Source organism: Acinetobacter sp. AOR14_HL (assembly GCF_027855175.1).
Lineage (GTDB): Bacteria > Pseudomonadota > Gammaproteobacteria > Pseudomonadales > Moraxellaceae > Acinetobacter > Acinetobacter calcoaceticus.
In genome coordinates, this window is record NZ_JAKTII010000004.1 from 163,819 (window position 1) to 183,296 (window position 19,478).

Annotated in this window: 19 protein-coding genes; 16 read left to right on the forward strand and 3 right to left on the reverse strand. The window is 36.6% G+C overall.

The genetic code is table 11. The features are described from left to right. Positions 1–57: 57 nt before the first annotated feature. The gene (locus MKL38_RS04800; protein WP_004643236.1) at positions 58–315 is read right to left on the reverse strand and encodes a hypothetical protein; all 258 of its coding nucleotides are present in this window, start codon (positions 313–315) and stop codon (positions 58–60) included. A 318-nt stretch (positions 316–633) separates the two neighbouring features. Between MKL38_RS04800 and pepN the strand changes: the two genes are divergently transcribed. From pepN to MKL38_RS04855, 11 genes are all read left to right on the forward strand, one after another. Further along, on the forward strand, positions 634–3,240 hold the full coding sequence (gene pepN, locus MKL38_RS04805; protein WP_270902680.1) for an aminopeptidase N: 2,607 nt from the start codon (positions 634–636) through the stop codon (positions 3,238–3,240). Between the two features lie 593 nt (positions 3,241–3,833). After that, positions 3,834–4,364, forward strand: a complete 531-nt coding sequence (locus tag MKL38_RS04810; RefSeq protein ID WP_017392124.1) for a Csu type fimbrial protein — start codon at positions 3,834–3,836, stop codon at positions 4,362–4,364. 74 nt (positions 4,365–4,438) lie between these two features. After that, entirely contained in the window at positions 4,439–5,143 is a 705-nt protein-coding gene (locus MKL38_RS04815; protein ID WP_151745366.1) for a fimbrial biogenesis chaperone, read from the forward strand. A 9-nt stretch (positions 5,144–5,152) separates the two neighbouring features. Then, positions 5,153–7,612 carry a fimbria/pilus outer membrane usher protein gene (locus MKL38_RS04820; RefSeq protein ID WP_270902681.1) on the forward strand — a complete coding sequence of 820 codons (2,460 nt, stop codon included), beginning with the start codon at positions 5,153–5,155 and terminating at the stop codon, positions 7,610–7,612. Next, positions 7,603–8,622, forward strand: coding sequence for a Csu type fimbrial protein (locus MKL38_RS04825; protein WP_080027356.1), 1,020 nt, complete (start codon positions 7,603–7,605; stop codon positions 8,620–8,622). The genes MKL38_RS04820 and MKL38_RS04825 overlap by 10 nt, the downstream gene beginning before the upstream one ends. 229 nt (positions 8,623–8,851) lie before the next feature. After that, complete coding sequence (locus MKL38_RS04830) at positions 8,852–9,538, forward strand: glutathione S-transferase family protein (protein WP_270902682.1); 687 nt, start codon at positions 8,852–8,854, stop codon at positions 9,536–9,538. A 7-nt stretch (positions 9,539–9,545) separates the two neighbouring features. Then, positions 9,546–10,307 (forward strand): SDR family NAD(P)-dependent oxidoreductase, encoded by a 762-nt coding sequence (locus tag MKL38_RS04835; protein WP_270902683.1) that lies wholly within the window; start codon positions 9,546–9,548, stop codon positions 10,305–10,307. Between the two features lie 9 nt (positions 10,308–10,316). Next, positions 10,317–11,000, forward strand: a complete 684-nt coding sequence (locus MKL38_RS04840) for an SDR family NAD(P)-dependent oxidoreductase (RefSeq protein WP_270902684.1) — start codon at positions 10,317–10,319, stop codon at positions 10,998–11,000. 78 nt (positions 11,001–11,078) lie between these two features. Then, positions 11,079–11,636, forward strand: a complete 558-nt coding sequence (locus tag MKL38_RS04845) for a chorismate mutase (RefSeq protein WP_270902685.1) — start codon at positions 11,079–11,081, stop codon at positions 11,634–11,636. A gap of 49 nt (positions 11,637–11,685) precedes the next feature. Next, entirely contained in the window at positions 11,686–12,699 is a 1,014-nt protein-coding gene (locus tag MKL38_RS04850; protein ID WP_270902686.1) for a hypothetical protein, read from the forward strand. A gap of 611 nt (positions 12,700–13,310) precedes the next feature. Beyond that, on the forward strand, positions 13,311–13,862 hold the full coding sequence (locus MKL38_RS04855) for a TetR/AcrR family transcriptional regulator (RefSeq protein WP_270902687.1): 552 nt from the start codon (positions 13,311–13,313) through the stop codon (positions 13,860–13,862). Between the two features lie 76 nt (positions 13,863–13,938). On the opposite strand, the gene MKL38_RS04860 is transcribed toward MKL38_RS04855, so the two are convergent. Both MKL38_RS04860 and MKL38_RS04865 read right to left on the reverse strand, forming a co-directional pair. Further along, entirely contained in the window at positions 13,939–16,128 is a 2,190-nt protein-coding gene (locus tag MKL38_RS04860) for a TonB-dependent receptor family protein (RefSeq protein ID WP_270902688.1), read from the reverse strand. A 152-nt stretch (positions 16,129–16,280) separates the two neighbouring features. Next, positions 16,281–16,802, reverse strand: coding sequence for a hypothetical protein (locus tag MKL38_RS04865; RefSeq protein ID WP_270902721.1), 522 nt, complete (start codon positions 16,800–16,802; stop codon positions 16,281–16,283). A 311-nt stretch (positions 16,803–17,113) separates the two neighbouring features. Between MKL38_RS04865 and MKL38_RS04870 the strand changes: the two genes are divergently transcribed. The 5 genes from MKL38_RS04870 (at position 17,114) to MKL38_RS04890 (ending at position 19,467) form a co-directional block, all read left to right on the forward strand. Next, on the forward strand, positions 17,114–17,338 hold the full coding sequence (locus MKL38_RS04870) for a hypothetical protein (protein WP_017392143.1): 225 nt from the start codon (positions 17,114–17,116) through the stop codon (positions 17,336–17,338). A 149-nt stretch (positions 17,339–17,487) separates the two neighbouring features. Then, the gene (locus MKL38_RS04875; protein WP_231763051.1) at positions 17,488–17,862 is read left to right on the forward strand and encodes a TonB C-terminal domain-containing protein; all 375 of its coding nucleotides are present in this window, start codon (positions 17,488–17,490) and stop codon (positions 17,860–17,862) included. Between the two features lie 292 nt (positions 17,863–18,154). Beyond that, positions 18,155–18,424 carry a hypothetical protein gene (locus tag MKL38_RS04880; RefSeq protein ID WP_270902689.1) on the forward strand — a complete coding sequence of 90 codons (270 nt, stop codon included), beginning with the start codon at positions 18,155–18,157 and terminating at the stop codon, positions 18,422–18,424. A gap of 143 nt (positions 18,425–18,567) precedes the next feature. Continuing rightward, the gene (locus MKL38_RS04885; RefSeq protein ID WP_198079938.1) at positions 18,568–18,768 is read left to right on the forward strand and encodes a hypothetical protein; all 201 of its coding nucleotides are present in this window, start codon (positions 18,568–18,570) and stop codon (positions 18,766–18,768) included. A 186-nt stretch (positions 18,769–18,954) separates the two neighbouring features. Next, positions 18,955–19,467, forward strand: a complete 513-nt coding sequence (locus MKL38_RS04890; protein ID WP_270902690.1) for a hotdog fold domain-containing protein — start codon at positions 18,955–18,957, stop codon at positions 19,465–19,467. The last annotated feature ends 11 nt before the right edge of the window (positions 19,468–19,478 follow it).

Here is a 19,478-nt window from a genome sequence, read left to right on the forward strand (position 1 = left end):
AAAAACCTAAAATCTATGTTTCGATTTTAGGTTTTCATAGTGGGCTAAAAAGTTGAATTAAACAGGGCACGGCAAGCTCTCATCATTTTGGCCAAGCTTTTTGGCCTTAATAAGCGCCTGTACTTTTTTACTTGGTAATTTCAATTTCCCTAACGCATCGTAAGTATTAACAATAGAAGTAACCTCCTGAGTGGTAATGGAAATACCTTCCGCAGATAAGAACACGGCAATCACATGGTGATCGAGTCCTGCTGCTGATAGATCATGAATAGCTTTAATGTTCTCTAGTCGATGAAAATGTGCTTTAAATTCCATGCTGACACCTCTTGTTCTAATTTAGATACCCATATTGGTATATTTAATTAGGCAAGAACCATGCCCAAAATGTAAGCTGACTCTAAAAAATGTTAAAAGCTAAAGGTGTTTTATTTTTATTGTATAGATTGCTTATATAAACAACGATTATCGTAAATTTGGTCTAATCTGTGCTAATAAAACAAGATTCTAATTTGAAATGTATAAATGAAGTCCCATTAATTTCATAAAGGTAATCAAATACAGTATGTATGACTTGGCGTATGATATTTCATGACGACTCATACTACCGTTTAGACGAGTATATAAGGAATAAAGATGAATATTGCGGCGCAGCCTCCAGTTCAGGCAGATCAGACAGTTTATTTAAAAGATTATCAAAAACCTGCGTTCTTGGTTGAATCAATTAATCTTGATATCCAAGTATATGATGATAAAACAATTGTTGATTCGACATTAGTGATGAAGCGTCAAACTGCTGGAGATCTGGTGCTATTAGGCCGTGACCTAGAATTACAGTCTGTTCAGTTAAATGGACAAATTCTCACTCCTGCACAATATTCACTCGATAGTGAACAACTGGTGATCACTAATGCACCAGATGAAGTCATTTTACAAACGCAAGTCATTATTCATCCTGAAACGAATACTCAATTAGAAGGCTTATATAAAGCAGATGACTTGTTTGTAACGCAGAACGAACCTGAAGGTTTCCGTAAAATCACATTCTATCCAGACCGTCCAGATGTACTTTCTGTCTTTACGACACGTGTAGAAGCAGACAAAAAATACCCAGTATTACTTGCCAATGGTAATTTGCTTGAAACAGGTGAGGTTGGTGAAAACCGCCACTTTGCAATCTGGCAAGACCCGACTAAAAAACCGAGCTATTTATTTGCTTGTGTCATTGGGGATTTAGCTGTTCTTAAAGATCGTTATACGACTTCGGAAGGGCGTGATGTTGCTTTAGAAATCTATGCAATCGAGAAAGACATTCCAAAATGCCATATCGCGATGGAAGCATTAAAGCATTCTATGCGTTGGGATGAAGAACACTACGGCCGTGCTTATGATCTAGACAACTATATGATTGTTGCTGTTAGCCAGTTCAACATGGGTGCCATGGAAAATAAAGGTTTAAACATCTTTAATACTTCGTGTGTGCTTGCTGATGAAGAATATACGACTGATGCTGCGATTATGCGTGTACAGTCTGTGATTGCTCACGAATATTTCCATAACTGGACAGGTAACCGTATTACTTGTCGTGATTGGTTCCAGCTTTGCTTAAAAGAAGGTTTAACCGTATTCCGTGATCAGTCTTTTTCTGAAGATTTACAATCTGCTGCGGTTCAACGTATTGATGACGTAGCTGTGCTGAAATCACATCAATTCCCTGAAGATGCAGGTCCATTGTCGCACCCACCACGTCCAGATCACTTTGTGGAAATTAATAACTTCTATACGGCGACTGTTTATGAAAAAGGTGCGGAAATTAACCGCATGATGTCGACCTTGTTAGGTAAAGAAAAATACCGTCAAGGAACGGATGAATATTTCCGCCGTCATGATGGACAAGCCGTGACTGTAGAAGATTGGGTTGCTGCATTAACTGCGGGTTCAGGTGTCGATTTATCTGCCTTTTTAACTTGGTATAACCAACCAGGAACTCCAAAGCTTGAGGCAAAAGGAGAATATGATGCAGCAGCACAAACTTACCGTTTAAGCTTTAAACAAAGCCTAAAAGCACATCCTAAATATCCAAATTTAAAAGCTGTTCCGATTCCTGTGGCATTAGCACTATTTAATGCTAAAACAGGTGAGCAATATACATTGCATAGTGAAAGCTTGTTTGTAAACGATGTTAAAGATGGCGTGTATTTGTTTGAACAAGATGAGGCAACCATTGAGTTTACAGGTGTGACTGAACAACCAGTTGTGTCGCTACTCCGTAATTTCTCTGCACCCGTAAATCTTGTGTTTAATTATACCGATGAAGAATTAGCTTTCTTAATTCAGCACGAAACAAACGGCTTTAACCAATGGCAAGCAACGCAAACTTTGCTTGAACGTATTTTGTTAGAAGACCATTCTGCTGATGCATACATTCAGGCAATTCAAAGTACTTTGCCTGAGTTAGTCGGTCGCGACCCGCTTTTAGCATCGCGTTTGTTTGATGTACCAAGCGAAGGTTATTTGGGTAGTCGTATCGATCAAAACTATGCACCAGCTGATATTCATGTAAAACGTGAAGCATTGCTCAATCGTTTAGCACAAGAGTTGGGTTCATTCTGGAAAGATACTTACCTTACACTTGACCCTGATCTGCAAAAAGAATTTTCTTTGGCAATGGGTGTGCGTGCGTTAAAGAACATTATGCTGATGATGATGGCTCGTCAGGGTGATCAAACTGCATTTGAACTCGCACATGTGCAATACCAAAACACAGGTAATATGTCTGAACGTTTAGGTGCGCTACGTGTACTGGTTTGGCAAAATGCGCCTCAAGCTCAAGATGTACTTGCTGATTTCTATGATCGTTTTAAAGATGAAGCTTTATCTTTAGATCAGTGGTTTATGATTCAGGCTGCAAACCCGAATGCGACAACTGAAACAATTGAATACCTTACTCAACATCCAGATTATGATTTAACAACTCCAAATCGTATTCGTGCGGTGAGTGGAGGATTATCAAATAATCCTGAAAACACGTGGGGCTTTGGTGTAGCTCACTTTATTAACCTTGCACAATATCTAGACGAGAAGAACCCAATTTTAGGTTCACGACTGTTACAGGTATTGTCACGTTGGTACACTTTGGCAGAACCTCAGCGGACTCAAGTGCAACAGGCTTTGCAAGCATTGCAGCCTAAAGTGAAATCGAAAAATGTCTCTGAAACTTTAAATAGTATGTTGAGTGTTTAATTAGACTTAAATATAAAAAATAAAGGTCTCGTAAGAGGCCTTTATTTTTATATATCTCTATAGTGATTTAACGCTTAAAAAATAAAACTTTCCTTATAGTGATTCGTCTTTAGCCCCATTGCTCATCATTTTACTTTTATTTAAATTATAATGTTTCATAGTTTGTTCGAAATTTATCGTTAAGTAATCATATACAATCAAAATTTAAGAGAGCAATAATATAAAAATAAAGTAAGTAAATCTGTATTTAGCATTTAGTTTCATAAAATTAGCTAAATTTTTGACATATTTATTTAAATTTTACTTAATAAACTTTGTGAAGGTTTTATTTAAATTATTTAAATCAATAGGTTGAGTTTTTGATATGTTAATTTTTGTATCTGTGAAGTTGGTTTGAGTAATTATATTTTGTTAATTAGAAATTAAAATAATAATAAGGTCATGCATTTTAATTGTTTTTATGTATGATGTTAAAAAATAGGGTAAAAAAATAAACTTTAAAAGGAGCAGTCAAATAAAAAATGATTGTAAGAATAAGTGCTAAATTTTTTATATCTATTAGTTTTAATAATTTAATTTAAAAGGTTTTGACTATGAAAAAGAATTTTTTTCATTTATCAGTAATAGCTGTAGCATTATTTTCTCTCAATTCAGCAAATGCAGCTACAGCAACGGGTACATTAACTGTTAAGGCAACAGTAACGAATAGTTGTGTATTGAATACTTCCGCTACAGGTACAACAGCGAATGCAGTTTTAGACTTTGGGACTTTAAGTTCTCTTGCTAGCAACGTCGATGCAGACACTACAACGACAGGTGGTACCTCAATCAAAGTCCTTTGTAACAACACTGTGCCGTGGACCTTGGCTTTCGATGCTGGGCAAAATGCGCAGACGACTCAACGTCGTATGATTGGTGGAGCAACAAGCAACGAATATATTCCTTATAACCTCTACTCAGATTCGGGGCATGCCACAGCAATCGGCATTGCAACGACTGCCTATAGTGGAACTGGTAGTGGTGCAGTACAAACAGTGAATGTATATGGCCGTATTCCAGCTGGCTCAACGCTGCCGAGTGCGGGTAGCTATCTTGATACAGTAACAATAACAGTAACTTATTAATTTTTATAAATTAGAAATATTGTTAGCCCTTTTGAAAGGGCTAACACATTAAAAAAGTTATATTTGAGTAAATCATGAAAAAAAATATCTTTATTATTACGGGATTATTCTTATCTTTTTCTAGCATTATTAACGCCGCTACAATTCGTCTTTCACCTGTGAATGTAGAAATATTAAGTAATCAAAACGCGTCTTCAATTAGTTTATTTAATCAGTCAAATGAAAGTACTGATTTGCAGATTCGCGTATTTGAATGGACTCAAAAAAATGGACAGGATCAGTTAACACCTACAGATGAGATCGCAATTAGTCCACCATTTTTAAAATTACAGTCTAATGATTCTTATAACTTGCGTGTAGTTAGAATTAATCCAGCACCCGTTTCTGGTGAAAAAACGTATCGCATTATTATTGATGAACTACCAAAACCGATTGATAGCCGTAAAGCAGCTCAAGGGGTTAACGTGCTTTTACGCTCGTCATTGCCTGTATTTGTAGTAAATAAAGACGCGATTACTCAATTGAATTGGAAAATTGATGCTAATCAGGAGGTGCCTTCCTTAAATATTAGCAATATTGGAAACCGGCATGCACTTTTAAATGACTTAACGCTTGTGGATACCACAGCAAATAAAAGCTATCCGATTAAAGTAAATACCGTGAATGGTTATATTCTTGCGGAGCAGGCACGAAGCTACTCTATTAATAATTTTACGTATCAGCCAAATCATAAATACAGCGTTTCTCTGACAGTTAATGGTAAGAAAACCACACTTTAAGAGGCTTATATGAAATACATTATAGGTGTCTTATGTGTTGCATATCTTCCGGCGTATTCTTTTGCTGAGCAACTCCAAGATAATACCAACACTCCAATTCCCAGTGTTCCTAAATCTATAGATAGCAATAATAAATATACACAGGGGAATATAAATGAAGAGGAACAATATCTTAATTTTACTCAGCTTTTTTTAGTTGTTTCTATTAATTCAAATGCTGCTGAAGACTTGGTTGCTGTGAAGCAATCTAAGGATGGAAAGCTATATATTCGCTCTGGGACCTTAAAAACTTTAAGAGTGAAAATGGATGAGCATGTTGCTGATAGCCAATGGGTGTGTATTAATGAGCTAAAAGGAATCCAGTTTAAATATATCGAGAATGAGCAATCTCTAAACTTACAAGTTCCGTCCAGCATGTTGACGGATTATTCAGTTGATTTAAATGGCCAGCAGATTACCAGTCCTCATTTACTAAAAATGAAGCCTTTAAACGCAGCCATTTTGAACTATAGCCTGTATCACACCCTGACCAATGACGAGAATGTTTTCTCCGGTTCTGCAGAAGGGATCTTTAACAGCGCAATCGGTAATTTTTCATCAGGGGTTTTATACAACGGCAGTAATGAAACTAGTTATAGCCATGAAAAGTGGGTACGTCTGGAAAGTAAGTGGCAGTACGTAGATCCTGAAAAGATCAGGATATATACCTTAGGGGACTTTATTTCCAATAGTTCTGACTGGGGGAGTAGTGTACGTCTAGCTGGTTTTCAGTGGTCGAGTGCTTACACCCAACGAGGAGATATTGTCACTTCGGCACTCCCACAATTTTCTGGTTCGGCTGCACTGCCTTCGACATTAGATTTATATGTCAACCAACAAAAGATTTATTCAGGACTTGTTCCCTCAGGCCCATTTGATATTAAGCAGCTACCGTTTATTTCCGGAAATGAAGTCACGCTTGTGACCACCGATGCAACGGGTCAGCAGAGCATTACCAAACAAGCTTACTATTTTTCATCTAAAATTTTAGCAAAAGGCATTAAAGAATTTTCAGTAGATGTCGGGGTTCCACGCTATAACTATGGGCTGTATTCGAACGATTACGACGATGTCACCTTTGCTTCGGGTGCGATCCGATACGGCTACAGCAACTCATTGACCTTAAGCGGTGGTGCAGAAGCTTCTACAGATGGCCTATCAAATCTGGGCGCAGGCTTTGCCAAGAACCTGTTTGGTTTTGGGGTAATTAATGCTGACATTGCAGCGAGTCAATATAAAGATGAAAACGGTTATTCTGCCTTGGTTGGTTTAGAAGGACGGATTAGTAAGAATATTTCGTTTAATACCAGTTACCGTAAAGTATTCGATAACTATTTTGACCTTGCCCGTGTCTCTCAAATTCGATATTTAAAAGATAATCAAACCGATGCTGAACCCAAAAATTATTTGAGCTACAGCGCACTGGCAGATGAGATTTTTAGGGCGGGGATGAGCTATAACTTTTACGAAGGGTATAGCGCCTATCTGGGATATAACCAGATCAAATATAGCGACAACTCTTATAAATTACTCTCTACAAACCTAAGTGGGAGTCTGAACAAAAACTGGGGCTTTTATACCTCAGCATATAAAGATTATGAAAACCGTAAGGATTATGGAATTTACTTTGCGCTGCGTTACACACCGTCTACCCGAGTGAATGCGATTACAAGTGTATCTAGTGATGCTGGCAGACTGAGTTACCGTCAAGAGATATTCGGTTTATCAGAACCACAAATCGGTTCATTTGGATGGGGAGGCTATGTTGAGCGTGATCAAGATGCGAATCAAAACAATGCATCTATCTATGCATCTTACCGTGCTCGGGCGGCTTACTTAACAGGTCGATATAACCAAATTGGGGATAATGACCAAGTTGCACTTTCAGCGACAGGATCACTGGTTGCGGCAGCAGGGCGGATTTTTGCGGCCAATGAAATTGGAGATGGTTACGCTGTTGTAACCAATGCTGGGCCGCAAAGTCAGATTATAAATGGCGGGGTAAATTTAGGCGTAACCGATAATTCTGGAAGATTTCTGATTCCTAGTCTCATGCCATATAAAGAGAACCATATTTATTTAGATCCATCGTATCTGCCTTTGAATTGGAGCGTGAAGTCTACAGATCAGAAAACAGTTGTAGGTTATCGCCAAGGTGGTCTTATTGATTTTGGCGCTCATCAGGTCATTTCTGGATTAGTCAAACTTGTTGATTCGAATAACTCAGCGTTATTGCCGGGTTATAGCGTTCGAATTAATGGGCAACAAGATGGGGTAGTTGGCTACGACGGTGAAGTATTTATTCAAAACCTATTAAAACAAAACAAGCTTGAAGTCGATCTTCTGGATCATGGCTCATGCCAAGTTGACTTCACATATAACAGTAATCAGTACTCAACTAAAAAATTGGGACCTTATGTATGTCATTAAATATTATGAATAAGGCTCAAATAGAGAGCTATAAGAAATTTTCATTGGCTTTAAAATACTTTATAGGCATTTGCTTATTTTATCTCGTTTATGCTTTTTTTAGCCCAGCACATGCTGCTTGTACAGTAAGCGGAACTACTAATAGTACTTTTACCTACACGGCAGCAAATATTAATAGTGATGCAACTGTAAACCTTTCAGGCACAATTACTTGCACGAATTTAGGACTTCCCCAAATTTCTAATTTCATGTGTATGAAAACCGTATTTACAGGAGCAACCACTGCGAATAATAGTGTGACTTTACCATATACGGTCACTGCAACTGTAGGTGGAGCTGGGTCTTCTACCACCAACCAAACCTCCAATGTGTGGTATGGTCCAGTAGCAACAGTGGCATCAAATAATATTGTGAGTTACTCGGTAAATGTGAAAGTTCCAGCTCGAACGGGGTCACTCATTGCATATCCTAAAGGAACATATACGGCTTCGGTTCGGTTGTATTGGGATATGGATCTTTTGGGTTTATCATGCGGTGATTTAATTGGTGGCTGGGATTCAGGTGATGCATTACTAACAGCAAACTTTGTGGTACCAAGTATGTGTCAATTAAACTCAACCTCAACTGTAGATTTCAGCAATATTAATGATATTAGTACCACTAGTCGTGATTACACAGCACAAGGAGCTGTAAATTCGACCTGTAATTATGGAACGCCATATAGCATTTATTTAGGCGATGGCAATAACCGTATTCCTGGCGGATTTAGGCGTATGACCAATGGTAATAATGAATATATTCCCTATCAGTTATATAAAGACTCTAACTATAGTACGGTGTGGGATGCCACAGGTGGCGTAACCAATGTTGGGGGAGCCGGTGGAGTGTCTGGTACGGGAACAGGTAGCGCTCAAAGTACACCTGTCTATGGAAAAATTCCACAAGGTACTTCCATCGCAAGTACACCAGGAAACTATTCTGACAGTGTAGTTGTTACAGTGACTTATTAATTTATCAAATATACGCGGTTCTATTTTAGTAAAAATGGTTCCGCGTAATTTTAATTATATTCATTAAAATTGGCTGAGCATAAAACGATATAAATCAAATGATTTTAGTTTTTTGAAACTTGTCCGTCATCAAAAACAGTTTGACTTAAAAATACATACTGTATATTTATTGGTTAGTTCTAAAAAAGAACTAGCAAGCAAAACAGGCAATTAAAATAAAGGTGAATAAATGTCGGATATTATTTTGCATCAATGGGAGATTTCGCCATTTTGTCAGAAAGTTTCAAGAATTTTGAAATTTAAAGGAATTTCATTTGAAATAGTTAACTATAACGGTATTTTGGGAGCTAAAGTTCCTTTATTGAGTAAAGTGGGCAAGGTGCCTGTAATTGACCATAATGGTCAGCGTATTCAAGATAGTACTCGAATTGCTCGTTATCTGGATGAAACTTATCCAGATACGCCTCGGCTCTATCCAGAAGATCCAAATCAAAAGGCACTTGCAGAGTTATGGGAAGACTGGGCAGATGAGTCTCTCTATTTTTATGAAGTCTATTTACGCGTAAATGATACAGAAGCCCTAGATGAAGCAATTCGTATTAGCAGTATTGGTCGCCCAGCGTATGAAAGACCAATGGTAAAAGGATTTATTTTAGCCGAGTTAAAAACACAGCTTTTCTTTCAGGGCCTTGGCCGAATGAAAGCTGAGCATGTTGAGGAAGAGTTCAGAAGACACTTAGGCCGTATCGAACAAGTTTTATCACAAAGTGAGTGGTTGGTTGGAGACTCACAAACAATTGCAGACATTGCTGTTGTTGCTCAACTTGGTGAAGTGATTCGCACAAGCAAAAAGTTTCGTAAAGAAATTTTGGATCGTCCGTCTATTGCATTATGGTATAAAAAACAAACAGGGTGAAATGACTATGACATTAGCAACACCAGATAAAAAATTAGATTGTGTAGTTGTTATTGGCGTTGGGGCATCACAAGGTATTGGTGCAGCAGTGAGCCATCGTTTTGCAAAAGAAGGCTTAAAAGTTTATGTCGCTGGGCGTACTTTCCAAAAAATTGAAGCAGTGGCTGCCGAAATCCATTCGAAAGGCGGTGACGCTGTTGCATTTCGTTTAGATGCAGAAGATGTGAAGCAAGTACAAGCCTTGTTTGACACAATTACTAGTCAAAATGAGCGCATTACTGCTGTAATTCACAATGTAGGAGGGAATATTCCCTCAATTTTTTTACGCAGCCCGCTATCGTTTTTTACTCAAATGTGGCAATCCACTTTTCTATCGGCGTATTTAGTTTCTCAAAGCTGTCTAAAAATCTTTAAAGATCAAAACTACGGTACGCTTATTTTTACTGGGGCGAGTGCTTCTTTACGCGGAAAACCTTTTTTTGCAGCTTTTACAATGGGGAAATCTGCCTTGCGAGCTTATGCACTCAATCTAGCTCAAATCTATAAATCACAAGGCATACATATTGCTCATGTGATTATTGATGGAATGGTCGATGGCGATAGAGTGAATAAAGCATTATTTGGCCTAGGGCGTTTAGCCCGTCTTACGCGTGGAACGGGTGGGCTCAATATTGATGCAATTGCAGAAAACTATTGGATGCTTTACCAACAAATGCCTGAGCTTTGGACACATGAGTTGGATTTACGCCCTTATCAAGAAAAATTTTGAGAGACTAAAATGCTAAAAAAAATATGTCAGAGATTTCAAAAAAAGCAGGGCTGTGTTGTCGTTGCTGGTCACGACTTACACTTGATCGAGCGTGATTTTGTAATTCTAGATAGAAATGCCCAATTTCCATTACATCTTTATCAAGTTGTGCATGATTCAGCCGTGCAGAATATGCAAGCCCATTCTATAAATGATGGCGTGACGGCAGTTCATTTGAACTTGGTAAATGCTGATCATTTAAAAAGCTTGTTGAGTTATATTTCCAGTCACAGACATACAATTGAACTGTGTGTGTTTCAGCCCAACTTTTCATCTTCGCCAAATATTGAGGCTTTATCTTTAGAAGAGATTGAACACCATTGGCAGACCACAGGTTTAAGTGCAGTGTGTGTAGCGCAAGCTGTGATTAAGCCTATGCTAAAACAGCAACGGGGCACAGTTATTTTTCTTGGAGCGCCATTTAGCAACTCGACTCATTATGATGTATTAAGCCAAAGCATGTTTGCGGGCGTTCGCGCTTTAGCGCAGTCATTGGCAAGAGAGTTTCAACCTAAAGGCATTCATATCACCTATTGTATGGTTGAGAAATGGGATGGACAAAACCAGCACTTTACCTCATCTCTTAAGCAAGTATGTCAACACATCTATCAACAACCTGATTCGGCATGGAGCCAAGAACTTAGCCTATCTTGAAATTTTACTTTTGCATGTTGTTAAAATACAGTACTGATCTGGAGTGATGACAAAACAATAATTTCGATAGGTATTTGCATGGCAAAAATTAAGCGTGTTCAGCAAGCTGTTAAAACGGTTTGTACATTGGCAGTTTTCATGTGCTTTTCTTCATTAACACAAGCATATCAATATGATCAGACTGCCCGTTTAATTAACGAGCGCTTATCTTATATGAAGGATGTAGCGGGTTATAAAGCAGAGCAGCACTTGCCGATTGAAGATTTAACTCAAGAAAAGAAAGTTCTCGATCAATCTGTTTCCGAAGCTGAATCTTTTGGTTTAAATAGCGAAACAGTGAAGCCATTTATTGTGACTCAAATGAATGTTGCTAAGGCAATTCAGTACCGATATCGAGCAGACTGGTTATCGAGTCCGGAAACCAATTGGAAGCCCCAAGATTTAGCAGAAGTACGTTTAAAAATTAGTACACTAAACACGGAGCTTCTAAAAAATATTGCCTATGAATTTAAGAAAAATAATAACAAAGCACCTCATAGCTGTGGCTACATGTGGTCTGTTCAGCATCCTCAACTTAAAGAGGCCGACAAAAAAGCCTTATGTATGACACTAAATAAAATTAAGTTAAAAGACTGAATTTATTTAAGATAATTAAAGCATTGAATTTGTTATCAGGAGAGGTTTTATGAAAAAAGCTTCCTCAATATCTTTTCTTCTTAAGAAGAGGTATTTACTGATACTTTTGTTAGTTGCAATCTTTAGTTATGGCAAATATCACAATTACAAAGAAAAGATTTTATTTAGAGAATATTATTTACATCCACCATTGTATACAGAGATTTGGCCATCTGAATTTGACTCTAATGGAGTCATATTAGATATTCCAGCAAACTATCTTATGGATGCAACTGCTATTTCTGAATCTTCACGAAAGAAAGATCTGGAATTCAGAGAAAAGCAAAGGTATGAGAGCGGCAAAGCCTTATGTGATAAATTCCAATGTACTGAACTTTTTCAAGTTCTTTTACCTGATTACAAAGGTAAAACATTAGAGAATTTACATATTTTTAATCCTGGATCAATAAGAGCTGAGTATGAAATACCTAAGGACTGGCAAGAGTTTCATAAGTATGTAATTTGGTTTTCCCTAAATAGCTGGATATATAAGAACATAAATGCTAGTGCCGCAGAAATTAAAATGGGTATAAATTTAAGTTCAGTGTTTCATCCGAAAGAGTATTTTGAAACGCCAAAATTAATTAAATATATACAAACTAAACCAGCTCTAGAATTAGGCTTAACAGAAGTGGTATCACTAGATCCTAATTTACCAGGCGGGTTCTATAAAGTTCTTGTTTATAAGGATTGGCGAAAGAAATATCCTGATGATGTAACAGAGGATTATAATCATTATAAGATTTACTTTAAAAAAGACGCTGATGGAAATATAGTCTCTTATATTAGTTGTAGTACTTTTGCTCGAACTTATTTATTAAGTAAACCAGATCCTGAACAGGCTATTCTAGAGGACTATGCTAAACCAAATCAGCAATACTATTGTAGTCATACTTTTAATGTGAAGGGACTGCCGATGAGTATTACCGCACATTACAGTGATATGCATTTAGCTGATTGGCAGAATATAGAAAATAATTTAACTCGGCTTATACAGTCATTTCATGTAAAAGAGACTAAGTAAGTTTCAATATTTAAAGCTCTTGTTATTTAAAGAGCTTTTTTTATATCTAATGTTTTGATTCTTTCTTTTTGAACATTGACACTCAAAACCTCTACGATTATCCTTTGCCTGCTGGCCACATTGCCAGTCGGTTTTAGCAGACCGTTTTCATCTAGATCATCAAAAGAGCAATTTTTTGGTGTCGAACTCGTTCGTCTCCCTTCGTAGCGGTAGGACGGAGGAGGGACGCCCTCGGGCGTGCCGGTTCCTAGATGACTGGTCTGCTAACCCTTCTTCGTTCTGCCACCATAATCATTTAGCAGTGATTTGGCAGAACTTCTATTTCATCTAGGAGTCCGCTATGCGTACTAATTCTTCTTATTTCTTGGCCTTTGCCAAATTCTCTCTACTCATACCATTTAAACAGTTTTTAAAACGGTTTAATCGACTCTAGGTTTTCTACACCTTTAGATCATTACGACTAAAAAATCATAGCAACAATAAAACCTGAGATAGGCGAACACACCACTTTTGTGTCGTTTTCACATGCCTGTTTTTAGCGCTCATTTTAAGAGCGACGGCATTTCTATCTCTTTTATATACAACAAAAAATTATTTTAAACGGTATATCTATGCCAAATTTAGAATCTTCATTTAGAGCACTACAAGTGCTCCACGCAGCAAAAGATTTATTTAATCAACATGGGTTTCACGTCGGTATCGACCGAATTATTAGTGAAGCCAAAATTCCAAAAGCCACCTTTTATAATTACTTTCACTCTAAAGAAAAACTGGTTGAGATGTCTCTGACTTTTCAAAAGGACGCATTAAAACATGAGGTGTTTTCTATTATTCATTCGTACCAAGAACTTATGGTTTTCGATAAGTTAAAGAAAATCTACTTCTTACATGCAAACTTAAACGGCTTTTATCGTTTGCCATTTAAAGCCATTTTTGAAATTGAAAAGCTTTATCCAGCAGCCTATAAACTCGTCATTGACTACCGAAATTGGTTCATTAACGAAATTTATAAGCTACTTTTAACCGTAAAAGTTACAGCCACACTTGAAGATGCTTACATGTTTTTATTTGTGATTGATGGAGCAATGGTTCAACTTTTAAGTGCAAATAAGATCGATGAAAGAGATAAGTTATTAGAATATTTTATGTCGATGCTTGTTTAGGTTGATTAATACTCTAGTTTTTAATGCCTTTAGAAAAGCCCTCCGAAGAGGGCTTTTTGTTCAATTTGATTTAGCTTTAAAAGTCAAAAGATGTTTGTAGATAGAAAGTACGTGGTTGCCCTACATATTTACCACCTGTAGAGTCAGTTGAGCGGGTAAAATATTGCTTATCAAAGACATTCTTTATTCCGCCAGCGATTTTTAAACCTTTAACTTGTGAACTTAAGTCATAAGAGGTACGGATCGCAAAAGTGGTATAACCCGGAATATCTCCATATTTACCATCAGCAGTTTCTTCTGTTTGATAGACATTACTATCAGGAAGATCTGGTGAATGCTGCTTAGATTGAGCAAACATATCCGCATTTAAAGACCATTTATCTACTGTGTAACCTAACCCAACATTACCGACATGACGTGAGTAAAACGGTAGGTCTTTATCTTTAAATTGACCTGCTTCAGCGACTGCTTTGGTGAAAGTATAGTTGCCATATACTTTTAAGCCCTCCAGTGCATCGGATAATTGACCGAAATCGTAGCTAATACCTGTTTCGACACCTTTGTGACTGGTTGCCCCTAAGTCTGTCCAAATCCCGTTATTACCAGCATCGCGAACCAATGAAAGCTCTTTATCAAAGTCTAAATAGAACACGGTAAATTCGGCATTTAAACCATTGCCCAAATATTTGGTTCCAATTTCATAGTTGTTCGACTTTTCAGGATGTAAGCCTTCGGTTGTAGCCGTTGCGGTTGTTCCTTCAAGACGAGCTAATTGACTGTATTGCTGTGGACCGAAAGATACGCCTGCGTTTGCAAATATATTCCAGTTTTCATTTGCTGAGTACATCACAGACAAACTTGGTAAAAATTCGTCTGAATCAATTTTTGGATAAACAGTATTAGCTTGTCCTTTGTTATAACCTGTGAAGTTATTATGGGTTTCAATTGATTCGAAACGGACACCCGGTGTGATGGTCCAACGGCCGAGTTCCATACGGTTGTCGATATATACCGCATGTGCTTTAGTACCGCCTTCGCTGCTACTACGCGGAGCAAAATCTGGCACTGATGAACCTGCTGCATAAGACGCAGTACGTCCCGCAAATTCAGAACTTTCTTCTTTTAAATAGCGATAACCAACCGTTACTTCATTTTGAGTATTACCAAGCTCATAAATACGTGAGTAACGCGGTTCAATTGCATAGACTTTATAATCACGTGGAGCAGAGTCGAGGCGCTTGTCACCACTTGCTAAAGTAGTTTCAAGATTACTGGTACGGAAAGAGTCGATGTAGTAACTCAAAACTTCGAAGTTATTTTTTTCATCTTTATGGTTATAACGTAAAGAGACATCTGTACGTCGTCCTGCAAAATAGTTTTTTTCACCAGAAGATTGATAAGGGTTTTCAGCATATTGCGCCTGAGTTAAACCCTCTGGCATTTCGCCTCGACCTTCATAATGATGCAAATTTAAAGCAACTGAGTCTTTATCATTAAATTGATAAGCAGACTTTAGCATTACATCATCGATATCAATCTTGTTATTTGCTTCTCGATAACCGTTTCCTTTAGTCCCTGAATATAAGAGGGCAAGGCCTAATCCATTGTCTAAAGTTCCCCCCACAAATAAATTAGGGCTCAGTTTTACTTGGTCAGTACCAGAAGCATATTCTGAAGTTAGGCTAACAGTTCCGCTAAAATCTTGAGGAATTGATCGAGTAGCAAAGTTAATAATTCCGCCTACATTTTGAGGCCCAAAACGAACTGACCCAGCACCACGTACTACGTCAACAGATTCAATATTACCAATTGAAACAGGCGCTAAAGATAATTGTGGCTGACCATACGGTGCAAATGAAAGAGGAACACCATCTACTAAAACTGTTGAACGAGGTGATAGGCGAGATGCTAGACCACGGACACCAATATTGAGTGAAACATCACTACCACCCGTTCCACTACTATCTTGTGCTTGAACTCCAGGAATTTGCTTTAGAGCTTCCCGAATTGAAGTTGCAGCTGTTTCATCTAGACGCTTGCGGTCAATAATAGTTCGGGCACCAGCATGTTTGTGAACAGTTTCAGCATTTGCTTCTTCTAGCCAGTTACCTTGTGCCTTAATGGTAATAGTCGGTAAAGCACTAGTAGCTGTATCTTCGGCATGTGCAGGAAGTGCGAGATAAGTACAAGCAATTCCGATTGCATAGCTGAGTGTAGAAACTTTGAACTTAAAATTTGGAAGTGAAAGAGTAGATGAGCGTTCCATGTTTATGTATCGAAATCCTAAACGATAATTATAATCATTATAGTGAAAAAGTAACAAAATTTTATAAATGTTGTTTAATTTTTTTAGAAAAATTAAACACAGCTTTTCTCTAATTATTTTCACAGAACAGCCCTCCGAAGAGGGCTTCAAATCTATTTAAAAGAAGGTTGGCTTAAGATTTTGTAGACCTTTTCTTTATATACATCGTTGGAAATGACGCCTTTATCTCGCTGTTGTTTGAGCGATTTAAACTGCTGACCATGAATTTCTCTTTGAATATTCACATTATCATGATTTCTAATGTAGTAAAGACTACGCTCATGATCACTCATATTGACTGTTTCATCAGTAGAGTAGGATGGCTTAGCTTCATTTTCTTGATACTGTTTCGCAATTTCAAAAAAATCTACATTTTGATGATGAGCGGCAGCATTAGAAAAGTCTTTTGGTTGCCCATTAAATTTATGGTCTTGAGAACTCGCGTTTACCGCAAGCATGCTCTTATGCTGATTAAAGTTAGGGGTGGTATATTCTTGTTTCATTTGAAACGTGTTTGTTTCAGAAAAAGCTACGGGAGAAAAAAGACTAATATTTAAAAATAAAAAAGTTAATAACAATCTATTCATTTCTTTTGAAGTCCAATTGAAATTGAGTAAATCACTGTATTGTAACATTAAAGTTAGTTTTTTGAAGATTAAATTTTGAGTGGATTTGATCATCTGGTCAATAATAGGGTGAATCGACAGATATGTGTGAAGTTCTATTGAAAGCTTCACACAAAGAATTTTATATAAAATAAAATCTAAAATTCTTAACTTTAGAGTGTTTGTCCATTATCTAATTTTAAAATTTGCCCCGTAACAGATTCTAGTTTTTTAAATACTTCTTTATAAATTTGTTATTAAGTTAAACTAAACAGTGTTGGTGTGACAATGGTGATTCAATTTGTTAAATTGCGTGGTTTTTATAACAGTGGGCGAAATTTATGAAGACGTTTTTAGTTATATCTTTATTGGGTTTTGGGCTGATTGGCTGTGCTTCATCTACGTATAATTCTCAAGAAAATTACTTAAATAAATCTCCAATTGTTCCAGAAAATAAAGCCTTTAATAGTTTTAAAACACCTGAACACGGAATTTTTACCGATCAAGATATCTATAATATTCCAGAAAATTCAAACATGAATATCCGTTATGAAGTTCCTTTTTAAAGAAAAATAAAGCATTAATTTAAACAAAGGTGGAATAAGGGGAACTTACCACCTTTGCTGACGAGGAATAATTAATGATTAATATCGCCTTCGGGTGGTTTTTTAAATTTTAAACTGTTAAATTTTAGTTATTGAAAAAGGTATTTAAAATGAAAAACTTCACTATTATTGCTTCCTTATTTTTATTGATTGGGTGTACTACTGGTCATAAACAAGCCACTCCTGTTCAAGTGACTGATAATAAAATCACTTCTGAGGCTGATAAATATAAAAAACAATATCAAAAGAAAATTTATAAAATATGGGATGTTCCAGAGTCTTCTACAGGGATGAGTGCAAGCGTTAAAGTATTTTTAAGTGATAGTGGGGAAATTGAGCAAATCATCTTTTTAGATAAAGAAGAACAAAAATTTAAAACAAGTATTGAAAAAGCGATCTGGCGTGCAAGTCCATTTGCTTTGCCTTCCAACCCAGAAGTAAGAAAACAAGCAAGAAAATTCAATATGAAATTTCAGGCGAAATAAATGAGTTCTTCTTAATCATAGGGGCGAATTTAAAACTGTTAAGGTATATTAAATTTGCTCTCTAGTTTCATGAAATATCGAAAATAGTTATTTTAATTGCTATAAAGATTTTCTTTAAAATAAAAAAGGCAATATTTTATTCTAGAGAACAAATAAGACATTTTATTTATTGGTAAACAAAATATAAAAATTAGTTACATTACTATCAAAACGTAACATAAACAAAACTTTAAAAGGTTGTTAAATTATTATAAAAAATATGTAAATCCATAAATATGTTCAAAGAAAAAGTATGAATGAAGCAAAGAAATCTTTTAAAGAAAGTAAGGCAACTTCAGTTGTAGCATGGGGCGTAATTTTATTTGGAATTGTTGCAGGAATTGCCTTTATTTTGTCATATGGGCAAGTTGAAACAAGAAATGATAATCTAGATATTATTCAAATCTGGTCTAAAGAAATGATTACAGTGGGTCTCTTCATTATATTTAATGGACTACTGTTCGGTTACTTACTTTTAAAAATTAGTAGTATTTTGAACCATCTTGAAAATAATAAAAACTAATTCGTAAGAGCTTATTAACCGCTTTTTAGCGGGATAAATGTATCTTAAAGTGTCAGTTACACAAATGATGATTGTTTGGTGTTGAATGTATCCGTTAATTATTTAAGCATGGAGTGACACAAGTTAAGTAAAGGATGAATCTCATGATAGATGAAGAAAAGCCCTTAAATTTTGACGATGATGAAGAGCCTCTCGATTTTGCCGATGAAGAATTTATCGATGATAAAAAAGAGGATGAGTTATATAACAGCATTACAAAAGATGGCTCAAGCGTAGATCCCGCAGATGATGGTGAGCGACACGTTCGCCCTGAAGATGGCGATCCCATCGAAATCGAACAATAACTCAAAGCCCAATTCAATATTGGGCATTTTTAATAGGTTTGATTTTTTTATCTGAACAGTACGATATGCTAGAGGTTATTCAATCATTATCATTAATGACTCAAAAAATTGATACCTAAGCAATGAGTGTAGAGATGTGTACATATATATTTATTGAATGATTTATTCTCGAATTGAAGTAAAACTATGAGTAATTATATTTCTACAATTACCAACAAAATCAAAAATAAAGCAGTTCCACCTGTCAATGATGTTTTGATCGCTTTTTGGACTTTGAAGACCGTACCGGGCGGATTAACGCTATTGTCAAAAGTCGTTAGTCGAGTTGCTCCATATTTTCAGACTGTAAATCCAATTATCCAAAAATTAGAGGTAGACGTGTGTGAAGCCTCGATCAAAAAAAATAAATCAATCGAAAATCATATCGGAACGGTACACGTTATTGCGATATGTAATGGGCTGGAATTTGTCATGGGTGTGTTAGCTGAAGCATCTGTGCCTCAACATTTAAGATGGCTACCTAAAGGCATGAGTGTAAATTATGTCGCCAAGGCAGATTCTGATATTAAGTTAGTGGCAACAATTGATGAGGAGTGGAAGGTGGGAGATATGCAAATAAAAGTTAATGCTTATAGAGCGGATGGGCAGCCTGTAGTTCAAGGATATATTACGCTTTGGGTTACAGAGAAAAGTAAATAACAGGGCATTAA

Bases quoted from the DNA above. Each gene is read 5' to 3' on its own strand.
- MKL38_RS04800 (WP_004643236.1), bottom strand. From the start codon at position 315: ATGGAATTTAAAGCACATTTTCATCGACTAGAGAACATTAAAGCTATT.
- pepN (WP_270902680.1), top strand. From the start codon at position 634: ATGAATATTGCGGCGCAGCCTCCAGTTCAGGCAGATCAGACAGTTTAT.
- MKL38_RS04810 (WP_017392124.1), top strand. From the start codon at position 3,834: ATGAAAAAGAATTTTTTTCATTTATCAGTAATAGCTGTAGCATTATTT.
- MKL38_RS04815 (WP_151745366.1), top strand. From the start codon at position 4,439: ATGAAAAAAAATATCTTTATTATTACGGGATTATTCTTATCTTTTTCT.
- MKL38_RS04820 (WP_270902681.1), top strand. From the start codon at position 5,153: ATGAAATACATTATAGGTGTCTTATGTGTTGCATATCTTCCGGCGTAT.
- MKL38_RS04825 (WP_080027356.1), top strand. From the start codon at position 7,603: ATGTCATTAAATATTATGAATAAGGCTCAAATAGAGAGCTATAAGAAA.
- MKL38_RS04830 (WP_270902682.1), top strand. From the start codon at position 8,852: ATGTCGGATATTATTTTGCATCAATGGGAGATTTCGCCATTTTGTCAG.
- MKL38_RS04835 (WP_270902683.1), top strand. From the start codon at position 9,546: ATGACATTAGCAACACCAGATAAAAAATTAGATTGTGTAGTTGTTATT.
- MKL38_RS04840 (WP_270902684.1), top strand. From the start codon at position 10,317: ATGCTAAAAAAAATATGTCAGAGATTTCAAAAAAAGCAGGGCTGTGTT.
- MKL38_RS04845 (WP_270902685.1), top strand. From the start codon at position 11,079: ATGGCAAAAATTAAGCGTGTTCAGCAAGCTGTTAAAACGGTTTGTACA.
- MKL38_RS04850 (WP_270902686.1), top strand. From the start codon at position 11,686: ATGAAAAAAGCTTCCTCAATATCTTTTCTTCTTAAGAAGAGGTATTTA.
- MKL38_RS04855 (WP_270902687.1), top strand. From the start codon at position 13,311: ATGCCAAATTTAGAATCTTCATTTAGAGCACTACAAGTGCTCCACGCA.
- MKL38_RS04860 (WP_270902688.1), bottom strand. From the start codon at position 16,128: ATGGAACGCTCATCTACTCTTTCACTTCCAAATTTTAAGTTCAAAGTT.
- MKL38_RS04865 (WP_270902721.1), bottom strand. From the start codon at position 16,802: ATGTTACAATACAGTGATTTACTCAATTTCAATTGGACTTCAAAAGAA.
- MKL38_RS04870 (WP_017392143.1), top strand. From the start codon at position 17,114: ATGAAGACGTTTTTAGTTATATCTTTATTGGGTTTTGGGCTGATTGGC.
- MKL38_RS04875 (WP_231763051.1), top strand. From the start codon at position 17,488: ATGAAAAACTTCACTATTATTGCTTCCTTATTTTTATTGATTGGGTGT.
- MKL38_RS04880 (WP_270902689.1), top strand. From the start codon at position 18,155: ATGAATGAAGCAAAGAAATCTTTTAAAGAAAGTAAGGCAACTTCAGTT.
- MKL38_RS04885 (WP_198079938.1), top strand. From the start codon at position 18,568: ATGATAGATGAAGAAAAGCCCTTAAATTTTGACGATGATGAAGAGCCT.
- MKL38_RS04890 (WP_270902690.1), top strand. From the start codon at position 18,955: ATGAGTAATTATATTTCTACAATTACCAACAAAATCAAAAATAAAGCA.